Here is a 16,236-nt window from a genome sequence, read left to right on the forward strand (position 1 = left end):
ATGGCCTTTCCCGTCCATCTGCGCATACTCTGCTGCAAGTCGTGTTAGGAGTGGATGATGGATGCGTTTTTGGTATTGTTGGCGGGGCTTTACGGATTGGGTCTGCCGATCGGCGTCATCTATTTGTTGATCCAAGGGGGCAATCAAAAGCGCGACCTTGATGGGGTGAAACGCCGATTGTCGGACGCAGAAGCCCGACTGGCCTCAGGTGAGCGGATATCGTCGCCGGCTGAACCTGATGCAGCGGCAGGCGCAACTCGGCGTACCGAGGCAGAGGCCAAGGATGCCCGGCCCAAGGAGACGAAGACGCCGAATGCGCGCGCTTTGGCCCCTGCGAGTAATCCATGGCAATCAAGCCCCTCTTCCAACGCCACAACATCAACACCGACAAAGACCCCTCCTGCCAAAACCCCCACGGCGCCCACACCGCGTGCCGTGAAAACCGAGTTGCCCTTTGACAAATTTGTCGCCTGGATTGTGCAAAACTGGGTCTATGCCGTGGCCGCTGTGTCCTTGGCTTTGGCCGGAATTTTCATGGTACAATACGGCATCGAAAACGGTCTGTTGCCACCATTTGCGCGGGTGCTGGCCTCGCTCGCGTTTGGGGCCGCCTTGGTCGGGGGCGGCGAATATATGCGCAAACGTTGGGGCGATGATGAAAACAGCCCGGTTGCGTTTTTGCCGTCGGTCTTTTCTGGCGCCGGCATCGTCACGCTGTTTGCGGGCATCTTGGCCGCGCGCCATATGTACGGGCTGATCGGGCCGACAACGACATTTGCCGGGCTTTTATGTGTGGCGGGTGGTGCCATTGTGCTTGGTTGGCTGACCGGGCCCTTGTTGGCGGCTGTCGGGATCGTTGGCGCCTTTGTGACGCCGTTTTTGCTGGGTGGAAACAGCGATGCGTCGCCGGTGGTGGGCTATCTTGCCATTATCACGCTGGTTGGGCTGGCGATTGATACGTATCGGCAATGGAAATGGCTGTCTGTGCTGTCGCTCGGGCTGGGATATATCCTGATTGCACCGCTTGTTGTCGTGGCGGATGCCCGTGTGGAGTGGGTGATTGCCTTTGCGCTGATCATGCCGTTTGCGGCCCTGATTGTGATGGGCTGGCGGTTGGTCCCCGCGTTGCCGGGGCGCGGATTGATGGACAGCATTGCGCAGCGCGTTGATCCCAAAAACTGGCCACGCCGCATGATGCTGTTGCACGCCGCAATGGCGGGGTCCGTGCTGTGGCTTTTGGCCAGCTCGCAAGAGGGTGCGGCGGCGTTTTGGTTATCTGCCTTTGCCATGACAGCGCTGTCCGCGGGCATGGCAATCTGGGCCAAATCTTCGGACGCGATGGAGGATTTGCCGCTGCTCCCCTCTTTGGGTCTCATTGCGCTGATCTGGGTTGAGGCGACCAATTACGGCAGTGTTTATCGACTGTCGGATGTGGATGCGATTGAGGGCAGTGGGAACACGCAATTCTGGACCCCTGTCTGGTTGGTCGGCATGGCCGCACTGCTTGGTGTGATCGCCACATGGCGCAGCCTGACATCAGCCAAACACCCACGGGTCTGGGCCTTGGCGGCGGCGCTTATGGCGCCTGCTGCAATGATCGCGCTCGATATCTTCTGGATGCCATCCAGCTTTATGGGCGATTTTGAATGGGCCGTTGTGGCCATTGCTTTGGCCGCGCTGATGGTGGTCAAAGTCGAACGCTTTGCGCGAGCAAATGATGCGGACCGGATGCGCCTGTCTTTGGTGCTGATCTCTGCGCTTGGGTTGATCAGCTATGCGATGGCGCTGGTGTTGCCGAGCTCTGGCCTGACGGTGGCTTTGGCGTTGACGGTGCTGGCCTCGGTGGTGATTGACCGCCGGTTTGATCTGCCTTTGCTCAGCTGGTTCGCCGTCGTCGGCACCATCTTGGTGTCGGGCACGCTGTTGTTCATTCTGGGCGTGACATGGCATGAATATGGTCCGCTGCTTGAGGTTGTCGCCACCTATGGTGTCACCTTGGGCGCGCTGGCCGCCGCGTGGGTTTTGGGGCAAGATCGCAACCGCAAAAACGCCCTGATCACACTGGAAAGCGCGGTGGTGTCGCTGTTTGCTGTGTTTGTGATGATGATGCTGCGCCGGTGGTTGGACACGCTGAATGTGAGCGGTGACACCCATTGGAATGTGACGTTGATTGCGATGGTTTGGCTGCTGTCCGCTTCGGTTCAGGCGTGGCGGATGAAACTGCCGGGCTTTATGCGCAAGGTACGTATGGCGCTGGGCGGGCTGTTTGCCTTGGGCGGTGTTGGCACCCTGTTGGTCGCCTTGATCCTTGGCTTCCCCTTGGTGGATTACAACGCGCAAATTCTGGGTTGGCCGCTGGTGAACACACTGGCGATTGCTTATCTTTTGCCTGCGGCCTTGTTCGGCGCGGTGGCATGGAAAATGCCACATCTGCCAGCAAAACTGCGCCTTGGTTTGGGCGGTGCTGCGGCGGGTCTGTCGCTTTTGTGGGGCATCACCAGCATCGCGCATTTCTGGCGCGGCGCTTATCTTGCGCGCGAGCCGATGCTGCAGCCAGAGCTTTACACCTACACCGTGGCCATGTTGGCCTTGGGGGCGGCGCTTCTTTATCAAGCCATTGCACGCCGATCTGATCTTTTGCGCCGCGTTGCGATGGGGGCGATTGCGCTGACGGTCGCCAAGGTGTTCTTGGTGGATATTTCCGGCCTTGATGGGCTGATGCGCGTGTTCTCTTTCCTTGCTCTGGGCCTGTCGCTTGCGGGGCTGGCGTGGCTCAATCGTTGGGCCGCGATGCAGTCACAGACGGGGAGAACGGATCAAGGCAAGACCCCATGAAACGGGTTCTGGTTCTGGGCGCCTACGGGCTGATCGGGGCCGAGGTCGTGCGTGATCTGCTGGCGTGCGGGCATGAGGTTACCGGGCTCGGCCGGGATCGCGCCACCGCCTTGCGCGCCTTTCCGGATCTGGTGTGGCAGATCAAAGACCTGCGTGACCTGACCGCAGCACCCGCGTGGCAGCCGTTGTTGCAAGATATTGACGCCGTGGTGAATTGCGCAGGCGCGTTGCAGGATGGCGACGCGGATGATCTGAATGCCGTACATCACGATATGCTGGCGGCCCTGTCCGAACACGCGGCGAAACGTGATGTTAGCATCGTCCAAATCTCAGCTGCCGGGGTCTCAGCGGATGCAAACACCGCGTTTTTCCGGTCAAAAGCGGCGGGGGACGCGGCGCTTTTGGCCTCTGGTGCGCCCGTGTGGATCTTGCGACCCGGATTGGTGATCGCACAGCAAGCTTACGGCGGCACGGCCCTGATCCGGCAATTGGCGGCGGTGCCATTTGTGCAACCCATTGCGATGGGAAACGCCCAAATTCAAACGCTCGCCGCGACAGATCTGGCCCGTGTGGTGCATGAGGCCTTGGACGGAACATTACCGCCTGGCCGTGCGTTTGACCTTGTCGAAGATACCCCGCACAGCCTGTCAAACGTGGTCGCCGCCCATCGCATGTGGCTAGGGTTTGCGCCCGCCCGCTTTACCATCCCAATGCCGCGCGTTCTGTTGCCTCTTGTGGGCAAAATGGCCGATGGATTGGGACAGCTTGGGTGGCGATCTCCGCTGCGCTCATCCGCGATCAAAGTGCTGGCGGAAGGCGTGCGTGGTGATCCGAAACCCTATGCGGAGTTTGGCAAGCCCTTGATGGGAATTGCCGCGACCCTGGCGTCGCTTCCTGCGGGGGCAGAGCATAGATTGCAGGCGCGCGCGGGCCTGCTGATGCCCCTTATGGTGCTGGGGTTGGCGCTTTTTTGGATCGCCTCTGGGCTGATCGGTATGTGGTCTTTAACACCTGCCTCTGAGGTGTTGATCCAAGTTGGGTGGCCCAAAGGGTTGGCGCTGGCGTCGGTGCTGTTTTGGGCCGTTGTGGACATCATTTTGGGACTGGCTGTGATGTGGCGTATATGGGCAAGACCCGCCTGTCTGGGCATGATTTCCGTCAGCGTGATGTATCTTGTCTCTGCCAGCGTTGTGACCCCCGCTCTTTGGCTCGATCCCCTTGGGCCGCTTGTGAAAATCCTGCCAGCGACCCTCGCGGCCCTTGCCCTTCACATGATATTGGAGCGTCGCTGATGGAGTGGTTATTGGTCCTGCGCTGGGCGCATATCCTGGGCGCAACCGTGTTGATGGGCACGGGGGCAGGCATCGCGTTTTTCATGGTGATGGCGCAACGCTCGCGCAACCCGGCGGTGATCGCGCATGTGGCTGGAATTGTGGTGATTGCCGATACGCTGTTCACCGCTACCGCCGCCATTGTCCAACCCATGATCGGGGTACTTTTGGCGTTGGAAATAGGTTGGGATCTGAGTGAGAGCTGGATCCTGACGGGGATTGCGCTTTACGTCTTTGTTGGTGTGTTTTGGCTTCCGGTGGTCTGGATCCAAATTCAACTGCGGGATTTGGCGCGTATCGCAACCATTGAGAACACCCCCCTTCCGCCCCGTTATCACCGCCTTTACCGGATCTGGTTTGCCTTCGGCTTTCCGGCTTTTGCGGCGATGCTGGCGATTTTTTGGGTGATGATTGCCCGTCCTGAGATTTGGTAAGGGGCGCTGCCCCTCGCGAGACAAGCTCGCTCACCCGGGGATATTTCTGGAAAGAGGAAGGTCAAATGCGCTTTTCCTCTTTCCGAAAATATCCCCGCCGGAGGCAAAAATACTAAAAGAGCTTAGGCACCTCAGTGGCGGGGCGGCGCATGTCGTCCATCTGCATCTGAAACCCGCGCCCAATGCGCTGGGCGAGGGCAAGCCAACTGTCCGCAATCTCCGGCGAAAGCTCGGCAAGCAGCACCTCTTCGAACATGCCAAGCCACGGGGCGAAGTGGTTGGTCTTGATGTCGGGGGCGTTCACATGCACGCGCATTGGATTGCCGTCATAGACCCGTTCGCGCAGGATCGCATTGCGCCAGAAGCGGTTGATTTTCTCAATATGCTCGGCCCATTCGGTGTCGGTTGTGCCGATATGTGCGTTAAACACCGGGCCTAATTCCGGGTGATGGCGCACGCGGGTGTAAAACACGTCCAGCACGCGCGTGATTTGATCAGGCGTGATGGCAAAGCGTTGCATTGGGTTGGGTTGCGGGTCGGGAATTGACATAGGGCACCTCTTTCCTGACCTAATTAGTCAGGGACGTATGGTTTTGCCAAGGGACATTTGGGCGCAGTTTGGCCGCTCCCTGACGTCTCTCACCACTTTACCTCGCGCGCGCACCTGCTATAACGCCCATATGATGCATTTTGCCGCCATCATTATTCGAATTATCTACCCGGCGCTCCACGCTTGAGCTGCCGGGAAAAGGCGCTTGGATCACCGGTGCCGACCTTTTGCCCTAACACTCCGAAGACCTTCCGAAAAGGACCGGACACATGTGTGCCGACACCCCCGAAAACACCCCCGAAAACACCACCGACAATACCCCTGAATACAAACATACGCTGACGCTTCCTGTCACCGATTTCCCGATGCGCGCAGGCCTGCCCAAACGCGAGCCGAGCTGGTTGGAGCGTTGGGAAAAGATCGGCGTTTATGACCGCCTGCGCGAAAAACCCGGCCGCACGCCGTTTATCCTGCATGATGGCCCCCCCTATGCCAACGGGCATTTGCACATCGGTCACGCGCTGAACAAAACTATCAAAGACATGATCGTGCGCAGCCATCAGATGATGGGATTTGATGCGCGGTATGTGCCCGGTTGGGATTGCCACGGTCTGCCGATCGAATGGAAAATCGAAGAGCAGTATCGCAAGAAGGGCAGAAACAAAGACGACGTTCCGGTGATTGATTTCCGTCAGGAATGTCGCAAGTTTGCCGAAGGCTGGGTGGACATCCAGCGCGAGGAATTCAAGCGCATCGGCATCACCGGCAAATGGGATGATCCCTATCTGACCATGAACTATCACGCCGAGGCCGTGATCGCCGAGGAATTCATGAAGTTCCTGATGAACGGCACGCTGTATCAAGGGTCCAAACCCGTGATGTGGTCGCCGGTCGAAAAGACCGCGCTGGCTGAGGCCGAGATCGAGTATCACGATCACAAGTCGCACACGATCTGGGTGCCGTTTGACGTTGCGAATGCTAACGGTGATTTGGCTGACGCCCGCGTTGTGATCTGGACCACCACACCTTGGACGATCCCGTCCAACAAGGCCGTGGCTTACAATGACAAGATTGCGTACGGCCTTTACCGCGTGGATGCGACCGAAGAGGAAAGCTGGACCGCCCCCGGTGAGCTTTACCTCTTTGCTGACACGCTGGCCGCCGATGCGTTGGGCAAATCCCGCGTGACCGAGTTTACCCGCGTGCGCGATGTGGAGGCGTCGGAGTTTTCAGGCATGATCCTGAAACACCCATTCAATGGCATGGACGGCGCAAATGGGTTCTGGGACTACGAAGTCCCGATGATTGACGGGGACCATGTGACTGACGATGCGGGCACAGGCTTTGTGCACACCGCGCCCAGCCACGGTGCCGACGACTATGAATGTTTCGTCAAGCGCAACTGGATTGATCGGATGACCCACAATGTGGGCGAAGCATCCGAATTCCTGCCGCATGTGCCGTTTTTCGCAGGGCTTGAGGTGTTTGACCGCAAGGGCAAAGAGGGCAAAGCCAACACCGCTGTGATCGCCAAACTGGTCGAAGCCGGGGGTATCATCGCGCGCGGCCGGGTCACGCACAGCTATCCTCACAGCTGGCGCTCAAAGGCGCCGATTGTGTTCCGCAACACGCCACAATGGTTTGCCGCCGTTGATAAAGAGGTGGGCGACGGGCAGGATGAGATGGGCACCACCATCCGCACCCGTGCGCTGAATTCCATCGACAAGCTGGTGAAATGGTGGCCGCAAACCGGTCGCAACCGCCTGTATTCGATGATCGAAGCGCGCCCGGATTGGGTGCTGTCGCGCCAGCGTGCCTGGGGTGTGCCGCTGACCTGTTTCGTGAAAAAGGGCCTGTTGCCCACCGACGAAGGGTTCTTGTTGCGCGACCCTGCCGTGAACGCTCGGATTTCTGAGGCGTTTGAGGTGGAAGGCGCGGATTGTTGGTATGCGGCTGGCGCCAAGGAACGCTTCTTGGGCGCGGATCACAACGCGGATGAGTGGGAGCAGGTCTATGATGTGCTCGACGTTTGGTTTGACAGCGGGTCAACCCATTCCTTTGTGCTGCGCGACCGCGAAGATGGTTCGCCGGATGGGATTGCGGATGTTTATATGGAAGGCACCGACCAACACCGGGGCTGGTTCCATTCATCATTGTTGCAAGCTTGCGGGACCAAAGGTCGTGCGCCTTATAAAAACGTTGTGACACATGGGTTTACGCTGGATGAAAAGGGCATGAAGATGTCCAAATCCTTGGGCAACACCATCGTTCCAGAGGCAGTGATCAAACAATATGGCGCGGATATTCTGCGCCTGTGGGTCGCGCAAACCGACTATATGGTGGATCAGCGGATCGGGCCAGAAATCCTGAAAGGGGTGGCTGACAGCTATCGTCGTTTGCGCAATACCATGCGATTTATGCTGGGCAATCTGGCCGATTTTGACGAGGCGGAAAAGCTGGATCTGGCGGAAATGCCAGAGCTGGAGCGTTGGGTGCTGCACCGTTTGGCCGAACTCGATCACACCGTGCGCGAAGGCTATAAAACCTTCGATTTCCAAGGTGTGTTTTCGGCCGTGTTCAACTTTGCCACCGTTGATTTGTCGAGCTTTTATTTCGATATCCGCAAAGACGCGCTTTATTGTGATGGGGCCGACAGCCAAGCCCGCCGGGCCGCGCGCACGGTTCTGGATATCCTCTATCATCGTCTGACCACATGGTTGGCGCCGATTTTGGTGTTCACTATGGAAGAAGTGTGGCTAGAGCGGTTCCCAGGCGACGACAGCTCGGTTCACATGATCGACTTCCCGGACACGCCCGCCGATTGGTTGGACGAGCCGTTGGCCGCAAAATGGGCCGGCATCCGTCAAACCCGCCGTGTGGTAACCGCAGCGCTTGAAATCCAGCGCCGCGACAAGGTGATTGGCGCCTCACTAGAGGCCGCCCCCGTGGTGCATGTGCGCGACGAAGAGGTTCTGACGGCCCTTCGGTCGGTGGATTTTGCCGATGTGGTGATCACGTCAAACGTGGTCCTGTCCAATGATCCGCTGCCGTCTGAGGCTTTCCGCCTGCCGGACGTTGAAGGGGTTGGGGTCGTGTTTGAAAAAGCCTCTGGCGAGAAATGCCAGCGCTGTTGGAAAATCCTGCCAGACGTGGGCAAGCACAAACACGAAGGCACCTGTGGTCGTTGTGACGATGCGTTGAGCTAACTAGAACATTTTAAAGAATAAAAAAGGCGCTCTGGGTAAGGGCGCCTTTTTCTTTTCTATCGCTTAGGCCCCAGCAAAAAGAGACTGGGTTTCGGAATAGAGCGTTTCGATGATCGAATTATCGACCGTTGTGCTGTCTTCACTGGTGTCAATGGCGTCGAACAAAGCCGTCACCAAAGATTCCGCATCGGCACCACCGCCGCCGCCGCCCGGAGGGGGAGGGGGTCGGGCACCATCATCAGGCCGCATTGATTGGCCAAACGTATTCAGCTCGCTTGACGTCAAAATTCCGTCTTCATCGGCGTCGATGTCGCTAAACTGTTCGATCAGTTTGGCGGACATATCCTCAGTCGACAATTCATCGAGGGATAGACCACCGCTCGAGTCCGCATCAAAGGCGGTCATGAGGTCTTCTGAGTTCGGAGGTTTGGGCGGAGGTCCAGATTGCATTTTCTGCATCTGGTTCATGCTCGTCATGCCCATCGAGATGTTCATCTTGTTACTCCTTAACTATGCGCGCAGATGCAGCATGGGCCTAATGTCTGGAAATTGGGTAAATGCTGCAGCGCACGCAGACCGAAAATGGTTCAAATCGTAATTGCCCTTTGGGCTTGCGTCGTTTCGACTTGCGCCGCACGATGCCGACATGTCCGTTGCAAGCTTCCCATCCCCGTTTGGTCCGATTTCCCTGCGCGAGGAGGGTGGATTTTTGACCGAGCTCATCTGGTCCGAAGTGATCGAAGGGCAAATGACCGATCTACTTGCTGTAGCGGGCAAACAGCTCTCCGAATATTTCGCGGGCCAACGGCGCGACTTTGACCTGCCATTGCGGGTGAGCGGCTCTGATTTTCAACGCGCTGTTTGTGATGCGATGTCGGCCATTCCCTATGGGGACACGGCGACCTACGGCGAGATTGCGGCGCTGACCGGCAATTCAGCCCAAGCGGTTGGCAATGCCTGTGGCGGAAACCCCATTCCGGTGATCATCCCCTGTCACCGCGTGATGGGTGCGGGTGGTAAATTGGTTGGGTTTTCCGGGGCGGGCGGGGTTGAGACAAAAGTTCGGCTTTTGCGTCTTGAAGGCGCGGCGGGGCTGCTTATCTAGAAGCTCTGGCCCAATCAAATTGCGCGACATTATGGACGCAATCCGCCAGAGGGGAAGACAGGAGATATCATGGGTGACATCCTAACAGTCGAAGGACTGACCAAAACCTATGCCGGTGGGCATCAGGCGCTTAAAAAGGTTGATCTGTCGATCAATGAAGGTGAAATCCTTGCGCTTCTGGGGCCAAATGGCGCTGGGAAAACCACATTAATTTCAATTATTTGCGGCATTTCTACGGCGACATCCGGCACAATTACTGTGGGCGGATTTGATCATGCGCGCGATTTTCGTGCGGCTCGTGATTTGATCGGATTGGTCCCACAGGAAATCAACTTGGAACCGTTTGAAACGGTGATGAACTCGGTTCGGTTTTCGCGTGGGCTGTTTGGCAAACCCAAAGATGACGCGCGGATTGAGGAAATCCTGAAACTTCTCAGTCTGCATGACAAGAAAGACAGCCGGATTATGACATTGTCTGGCGGGATGAAACGCCGGGTGTTGATCGCCAAGGCGCTGTGCCACGAGCCGCGGATCCTGTTTCTGGATGAACCCACCGCGGGCGTGGATGTTGAGCTGCGCAAAGACATGTGGGAGATCGTGGCCCGTCTGAAGGAAACCGGCGTGACCGTGATCCTGACCACGCATTATATTGAGGAAGCCGAAGCGATGGCGGATCGGATTGGCGTGATTTCCAACGGTGAGATCCTGCTGATCGAAGAAAAAGACGCGCTGATCAAACGCTTGGGGCAAAAAGAGCTGTTCATTGAACTGTCTGAACAGATTGAGACCGTGCCTGCCGGGCTGAACGCCGACGGGCTGCGTGTTGAAAATGGCGGGCTTGTTTACGCCTATGACACCCAAGGCGATAGCACCGGGATCACCGGATTGCTGGCCGATCTGCGCGAAGCGGGGCTGCAGTTGGTGGATCTTTCCACCCGCCAAAGCTCGCTTGAGGATATTTTTGTGGACCTCGTGAAGGAGGACGCCCAATGAACTGGAACGCAATTAAAGCCATCTACCGCTTTGAAATGGCACGCACTTTCCGCACGTTGCTGCAATCAATCATCTCACCTGTACTGTCGACCTCGCTTTACTTCATCGTCTTTGGCGCCGCCATCGGGTCGCGCATTGATCAGGTTGAGGGCGTCAGCTATGGCGCCTTCATCGTGCCCGGTCTGATCATGTTGACGGTCCTGACCCAAGCGACGTCAAACGCCAGTTTCGGGATCTATTTCCCGAAGTTCATTGGCACGGTTTATGAGCTTCTCTCAGCGCCAATATCGTTCATTGAGATTGTGATCGGATATGTGGGCGCGGCGGCGACCAAGGCATTTATGATCGGGATGATCATCTTTGTGACCGCGCATTTCTTTGTGGATCTTGAGATCGCCCATCCGGTCTGGATGATGGTGTTTCTGGTGATGACCTGCCTGAGTTTTGCGCTTTTGGGGTTTATCATCGGCATCTGGGCGGGCAATTTTGAACAGCTGCAATTGGTGCCTTTGCTGGTGATCACACCGCTGGTTTTTCTGGGCGGCTCGTTCTACTCGATCTCGATGCTGCCGCCGGTTTGGCAGACGATCACGCTGTTTAACCCGGTGGTCTATCTGATCTCGGGTTTTCGCTGGGCATTTTTCGACGTGGCGGATGTGTCGCTGGTCTGGTCGGTTGTGGCAATTCTTGGCTTTATGGGGGCCTGTTTGGCGGCCATTGGCTGGATTTTCCGCACCGGATGGCGCTTGCGCAGCTAAGGTGACGTAATGACAAAACGGTCAGGGGGGAAGATTGCCCCCTTGGCACCCTTGTGGCAAAGCCCGGCGGAGACTACATCATTCTCATGCAAAACTGGATCCCTTCTTTAAAACGCCCCCCCACTGTGGCGGTCATCCGATTGTCAGGTGTGATCGCAACCGGTGGTCGTGGGCAGTTGAACGATGCGGGCCTTGCGTCCGCGATTGAACGCGCGTTTCGCAAAGGCAAACCCAAAGTGGTGGCCTTGGTGATCAACTCGCCAGGCGGAAGCCCGGTGCAATCGAGCCTGATTGCCGCGCGTATTCGCCGGTTGTCGGCGGAAAAAGACATCCCCGTCACGGCCTTTGTCGAGGATGTGGCCGCGTCAGGTGGCTATTGGTTGGCGACGGCGGCGGATGAGATTATTGTCGACGAAAGCTCGGTCGTGGGGTCGATTGGCGTCATTTCGGCGGGCTTTGGCATGACGGGTCTGATGGAAAAGATCGGCGTGGACCGGCGCGTTTACACCGCCGGGAAATCGAAATCCCAACTGGACCCGTTTCGTGCGGAAAACCCCGAGGACGTTGAACGTTTGAAAGGGCTGCTGGAAGACATTCACACCAGTTTCAAAACCCAAGTTGAGACACGCCGCGCTGGCAAGCTGCCGGAAGGTGAAGATCTGTTCACCGGCGAGATTTGGTTGGGTCGCAAAGCCATCGAAAAAGGGCTGGCGGATGGCATTGGCCATTTGGTCCCAACGATGAAAGAGCGCTACGGTGACAAGGTGCGTTTTCGCGTCTTTGGCCCGCGTCGGGGATTGTTGTCGCGCTTTGGCGTGCGCCTGATGTCGGATGCGATTGAAAACATTGAGGAGCGCGCAGAGTTTGCGCGTTTTGGGCTGTAAATGGTCATCAAAGTTGTTGTCCTGTTTCTGGTTGCGATGGGTGTGATGGCCATGTTTGGCAAGTTGCGCTATCCCGGCCAGTCACGTATTGCCGCGATGAAATGTCCGCGTTGTGGGAAATTTCTGATCGGGAAATCCACATGTGAGTGTAAGCGAAAGGGCTAGTCCTTGGATCTGTTTTTTGCGGCCCTTGGCCTGATCATACTGCTTTTGGCCGGCGACAGTCTGGTACGTGGCGCGGTGAATCTGTCACTGCGTCTTGGGGTGCCGGCGTTGATTGTTTCGCTGACGATTGTGGCGTTTGGCACCTCGGCCCCCGAGCTTCTGATCTCCGTGCGCGCCATCCTTGACGGGGTGCCTGGGTTGGCTATGGGCAATGTGGTGGGGTCCAATACCGCGAATATCCTGTTGGTTCTGGGCGTGCCTGCGTTGATGAAGGGGCTGTCCACGGGCGGCTGTGACACGCGCAAAAGCTATCTGCAAATGTTGGCGGCAACGGTGCTGTTTACGGTGCTGTGCATGGGCGGGGTGATCACTTGGGTGCAAGGCCTGGCGCTGCTGGCGGCCCTTGCCCTGATGCTGTCCTCGGCCTTTAAAGTTGCGTTGTGTCACCGCCGCGATTGTCGCGATGCCGAAGCCGCCTGTGCGGATGAGGACGAAGAAGAGGTCGAAGGTGCGGACCCGAATATGCCATGGTGGAAAGTCATCATGTTCTTGCTTCTGGGCCTGATCGGATTGCCCCTTGGGGCAGATCTTTTGGTGGATGCCTCAACCAATATTGCCCGCCATTTTGGCGTATCTGAAACGGTGATTGGCCTGACACTTGTGGCGCTTGGCACTTCGCTGCCGGAACTTGCCACAACCGTAATGGCCGCCCTGCGCAATCAGGCCGAGGTGGCGTTGGGCAATGTTATCGGGTCGAATATGTTCAACCTGCTTGCCATCATCGGCATCTCATCCATGGTTGGGCCGATCCCCGTGGATCCGGGTATCTTGCAATTTGACCTTTGGGTCATGCTGGGCGCATCGGCGTTGCTGATCCCCTTTGTGTTCCTGAAGTGGCATATGGGCCGAATTTGGGGCGCCATTCTCAGTGCGCTTTATCTGATCTATATCTTTGCGGTCCTGGTGAACTGATATGGAAAAGTGTGCTCTTGTCACAGGATCGGGTGCGCGGCTGGGCCGGGCGATGGCGCTGGAACTGGCCTCGCATGGTTATGACATCGCGGTGCATTATGCCCGTTCCGCAGAGGGGGCAGAAGAAACCGCAGCTGAGATCCGCGCAATGGGACGCAAGGCCGTCACACTTCAAGCGGATCTGTTGGATATGACTGCGGCCGAAGCATTGGTGCCCGACGCCGCAAATGCCCTTGGTGGGCCGCTCACGGTGCTGGTCAACAATGCCTCGGTTTTTGAATATGACAACATCCGCACCGCCACGCAGGACGCGTGGGATCGCCACATGAATTCCAACCTGCGCGCGCCGTTTTTCATGATCCAATCTTTTGCGGCACAGGCCCCCAAAGCGGTGATGGACGACACGGGCGAACCCAAGGCGCAGGCCCTTGTGGTGAATATGGTAGATCAAAGGGTTAAAAAGCTGACCCCGGAATTTGCGACCTATACTTTGGCCAAAATGGGCCTGTGGACGTTGACACAAACCGCTGCCCAAGGGCTGGCGCCGGACGTGCGGGTGAACGCGATTGCACCGGGGCCAACCCTCATTGGTCACCGACAGTCCAAGGCCCATTTCGCGGGTCAGCGGGCAGGCACAGTCTTGGGGCGCGGCGCCAACGCCGAGGACGTGACCGCCGCGCTGTCTTACTTCCTGAATGCCCCTTCTGTAACCGGTCAGGTGATTGCCGTGGACGGCGGCCAGCACCTTGGCTGGCAAACGCCGGACATTCGCGGGGTCGAGTGATTTCCCCCGTAAAATGGTGGATCTTCTGCGCGCTCTGCGACAAGTTGTACACCTGTTCAATTCTTACCCAGGGGAAACCATAATTTTTGCAATGAAATCATTGGTTTACAATTTGTTCATATTTAAAGTGTTTAAAATCAAGGGGTTGAAATAGTGCCTAAAAATTAGGCAAAGTGACGAAGCAGGCTGAAAACAAGGGAATTTCCATGGCTGGACAGATAAATCCTCAGACTTATCCACAGTTTCTGTGGGCATGTTTTCTCTTGCCTCAAACCCGGTAAGATTGCAGCCATGTTGAGAATCGCAAGGATATTCAATGACCAGTGACGCGCCCGCACAAGATGCGACGCCCGTGCCCGCCGGGCATGAGGTGATTCAGTCTTATCTGCGCCTTTTGGACGGCTCGCCGGGGGTGTACCGGATGCTCGATGAAAAGGGGCGGGTGCTTTATGTAGGCAAGGCGCGCAACCTGAAAAAGCGCGTCTCAAACTATGCCAAACCCACCGGGCATACGGCGCGGATTGCGCGCATGATCAGCCAGACCACCAGCATGATGTTTCTGACCACAAAGACAGAAACAGAGGCGCTGCTTCTGGAGCAGAACCTGATCAAACAGCTAAAGCCGCACTTCAATGTGTTATTGCGCGACGATAAGGCGTTTCCTCAGATCTTGTTGACGAACCACGAGTTTCCACAGATCAAAAAACATCGCGGGGCGCGTAAGGAAAAAGGTCAATATTTTGGCCCCTTCGCCAGTGCCGATGCGGTGAACCGCACGCTGAACCAGCTGCAAAAAGTGTTTCTTTTGCGCAATTGCACCGATCCGATGTTTGAAAGCCGCACGCGCCCCTGTTTGCAGTTTCAGATCAAACGCTGTGCGGGGCCTTGCGTGGGTAAACTGAGCAATGATGATTATGGCGAACTGGTGTCAGAGGCGGTGAATTTCCTGTCCGGCCGCACCACCAAGATGCAAGAAGAACTGGCCGCGGAAATGCAGGCGGCATCTGAGGCGATGGCCTTTGAACGGGCCGCCATGTTGCGTGACCGGATCAAGGCCTTGACCCAAGTGCAGCAATCCCAAGGCATCAACCCGCGCACCGTGGGCGAGGCGGATGTGGTGGCGCTGCATATGGAAGGCGGGCAGGCCTGCGTTCAGGTCTTTTTCATCCGCGCCCATCAAAACTGGGGCAACCGCGATTTCTATCCGCGTGTGGGCAACGGCAAAGATCCGGTCAGTGCGGGCGAAGTGCTGCAGGCCTTTGTTGGCCAGTTTTATGACCAGAAAGAACCGCCGCGGCTGATCCTTGTCTCGGATCCATTGGATGATCAGGATTTGATGGAGGAGGCGCTGTCGGATCGTTTGGGCCGCAAGGTTGAAATCGCGGTGCCGCTGCGCGGTGAGAAATCGGAACTGGTCGCAAATGCCCACCGGAATGCCCGCGAAAGTCTGGCCCGTAAAATGTCAGAAACCGCAACACAGGCGCGGCTTTTGAAAGGCGTGGCCGAGGCGTTTGCGCTTAAGGCCCCGCCCAACCGGATCGAGGTCTATGACAACTCGCACATCCAAGGCGCACACGCCGTGGGTGGGATGATCGTGGCCGGCCCCGAAGGGTTCCTGAAAAGCCAATACCGCAAGTTTAACATCAAGGGCGATGACCTGACGCCCGGCGATGATTTCGGCATGATGAAAGAGGTGCTGAAACGCCGCTTTAAACGGTTGATCAAAGAGGATCCCACCCGCGAAGAGGGCCATTGGCCGGATCTGTTGCTCATCGATGGTGGCGCAGGGCAGGTCAGCGCGGTGCATGAGATCATGGTGGAAATGGGCGTGACCGACATTCCCATGGTTGGGGTCGCCAAAGGGGTCGACCGGGATCACGGAAAAGAAGAATTTCACCGACGGAACCAACGCCCCTTTGCGTTACAAAGAAATGACCCAGTTCTTTATTTCATCCAACGGATGCGCGACGAAGCCCACCGCTTTGCCATCGGCACCCACCGCGCCAAACGCGCCAAGGCCCAAGGCGCCACGCCATTGGACGAGGTGCCGGGCGTGGGCGCCACGCGAAAACGCGCGCTGTTGCAGCATTTCGGCTCCGCCAAGGCCGTCAGCCGCGCGGGGCTTGAAGACCTCAAAGCCGTTGATGGCATTTCGGAAAGTCTCGCGGAAACCATCTATGGCTTCTTCCATGATCGCGCATGACATTGTAAGGATAGCG

14 protein-coding genes are annotated in these 16,236 nt (G+C 57.3%); 12 read left to right on the forward strand and 2 right to left on the reverse strand.

Annotation, left to right across the window (positions count from 1 at the left end):
• Positions 1-57 precede the first annotated feature (57 nt).
• From KKW20_RS00520 to KKW20_RS00530, 3 genes are read left to right on the forward strand one after another with little or no spacing between them, the layout of a single operon-like run.
• Positions 58-2,835 carry a DUF2339 domain-containing protein gene (locus KKW20_RS00520; protein WP_214565188.1) on the forward strand — a complete coding sequence of 926 codons (2,778 nt, stop codon included), beginning with the start codon at positions 58-60 and terminating at the stop codon, positions 2,833-2,835.
• Complete coding sequence (locus KKW20_RS00525; protein WP_214565190.1) at positions 2,832-4,127, forward strand: SDR family oxidoreductase; 1,296 nt, start codon at positions 2,832-2,834, stop codon at positions 4,125-4,127. The genes KKW20_RS00520 and KKW20_RS00525 overlap by 4 nt, the downstream gene beginning before the upstream one ends.
• Positions 4,127-4,600, forward strand: coding sequence for a DUF2269 family protein (locus KKW20_RS00530; RefSeq protein ID WP_214565193.1), 474 nt, complete (start codon positions 4,127-4,129; stop codon positions 4,598-4,600). The genes KKW20_RS00525 and KKW20_RS00530 overlap by 1 nt, the downstream gene beginning before the upstream one ends.
• Before the next feature lie 112 nt (positions 4,601-4,712).
• Here KKW20_RS00530 and KKW20_RS00535 read toward each other — a convergent pair whose 3' ends face one another.
• Complete coding sequence (locus tag KKW20_RS00535; RefSeq protein WP_214565195.1) at positions 4,713-5,150, reverse strand: group III truncated hemoglobin; 438 nt, start codon at positions 5,148-5,150, stop codon at positions 4,713-4,715.
• 269 nt (positions 5,151-5,419) lie between these two features.
• On the opposite strand from KKW20_RS00535, the gene ileS reads away from it, so the two are divergent.
• Positions 5,420-8,356 carry an isoleucine--tRNA ligase gene (ileS, locus tag KKW20_RS00540; protein ID WP_214565197.1) on the forward strand — a complete coding sequence of 979 codons (2,937 nt, stop codon included), beginning with the start codon at positions 5,420-5,422 and terminating at the stop codon, positions 8,354-8,356.
• 63 nt (positions 8,357-8,419) lie between these two features.
• Here the strand turns inward: ileS and KKW20_RS00545 are convergent, their stop codons facing one another.
• A complete protein-coding gene (locus tag KKW20_RS00545) occupies positions 8,420-8,851 on the reverse strand; it encodes an EF-hand domain-containing protein (RefSeq protein WP_214565199.1) in 432 nt (143 codons plus the stop codon).
• Positions 8,852-9,002: 151 nt separating this feature from the next.
• Between KKW20_RS00545 and KKW20_RS00550 the strand changes: the two genes are divergently transcribed.
• The 8 genes from KKW20_RS00550 (at position 9,003) to uvrC (ending at position 16,220) form a co-directional block, all read left to right on the forward strand.
• Positions 9,003-9,461: a methylated-DNA--[protein]-cysteine S-methyltransferase gene (locus tag KKW20_RS00550; RefSeq protein ID WP_214565200.1), complete on the forward strand. Its 459-nt coding sequence runs from the start codon at positions 9,003-9,005 to the stop codon at positions 9,459-9,461.
• Between the two features lie 69 nt (positions 9,462-9,530).
• Complete coding sequence (locus KKW20_RS00555; protein ID WP_214565201.1) at positions 9,531-10,454, forward strand: ABC transporter ATP-binding protein; 924 nt, start codon at positions 9,531-9,533, stop codon at positions 10,452-10,454.
• Entirely contained in the window at positions 10,451-11,212 is a 762-nt protein-coding gene (locus tag KKW20_RS00560; RefSeq protein ID WP_214565202.1) for an ABC transporter permease, read from the forward strand. The genes KKW20_RS00555 and KKW20_RS00560 overlap by 4 nt, the downstream gene beginning before the upstream one ends.
• Before the next feature lie 86 nt (positions 11,213-11,298).
• Positions 11,299-12,096, forward strand: a complete 798-nt coding sequence (locus KKW20_RS00565) for a S49 family peptidase (RefSeq protein WP_214565203.1) — start codon at positions 11,299-11,301, stop codon at positions 12,094-12,096.
• Positions 12,097-12,261 carry a hypothetical protein gene (locus tag KKW20_RS00570; RefSeq protein WP_214565204.1) on the forward strand — a complete coding sequence of 55 codons (165 nt, stop codon included), beginning with the start codon at positions 12,097-12,099 and terminating at the stop codon, positions 12,259-12,261.
• 3 nt (positions 12,262-12,264) lie between these two features.
• Positions 12,265-13,233, forward strand: coding sequence for a calcium/sodium antiporter (locus KKW20_RS00575; protein ID WP_214565205.1), 969 nt, complete (start codon positions 12,265-12,267; stop codon positions 13,231-13,233).
• 1 nt (position 13,234) lies between these two features.
• On the forward strand, positions 13,235-14,017 hold the full coding sequence (locus KKW20_RS00580) for an SDR family oxidoreductase (RefSeq protein WP_214565206.1): 783 nt from the start codon (positions 13,235-13,237) through the stop codon (positions 14,015-14,017).
• Positions 14,018-14,333: 316 nt separating this feature from the next.
• Positions 14,334-16,220 (forward strand): excinuclease ABC subunit UvrC, encoded by a 1,887-nt coding sequence (uvrC, locus tag KKW20_RS00585; protein ID WP_214565208.1) that lies wholly within the window; start codon positions 14,334-14,336, stop codon positions 16,218-16,220.
• Positions 16,221-16,236 lie beyond the last annotated feature (16 nt).

The organism is Aliiroseovarius lamellibrachiae (genome assembly GCF_018599245.1).
Classification (GTDB): Bacteria; Pseudomonadota; Alphaproteobacteria; order Rhodobacterales; family Rhodobacteraceae; genus Aliiroseovarius; species Aliiroseovarius lamellibrachiae.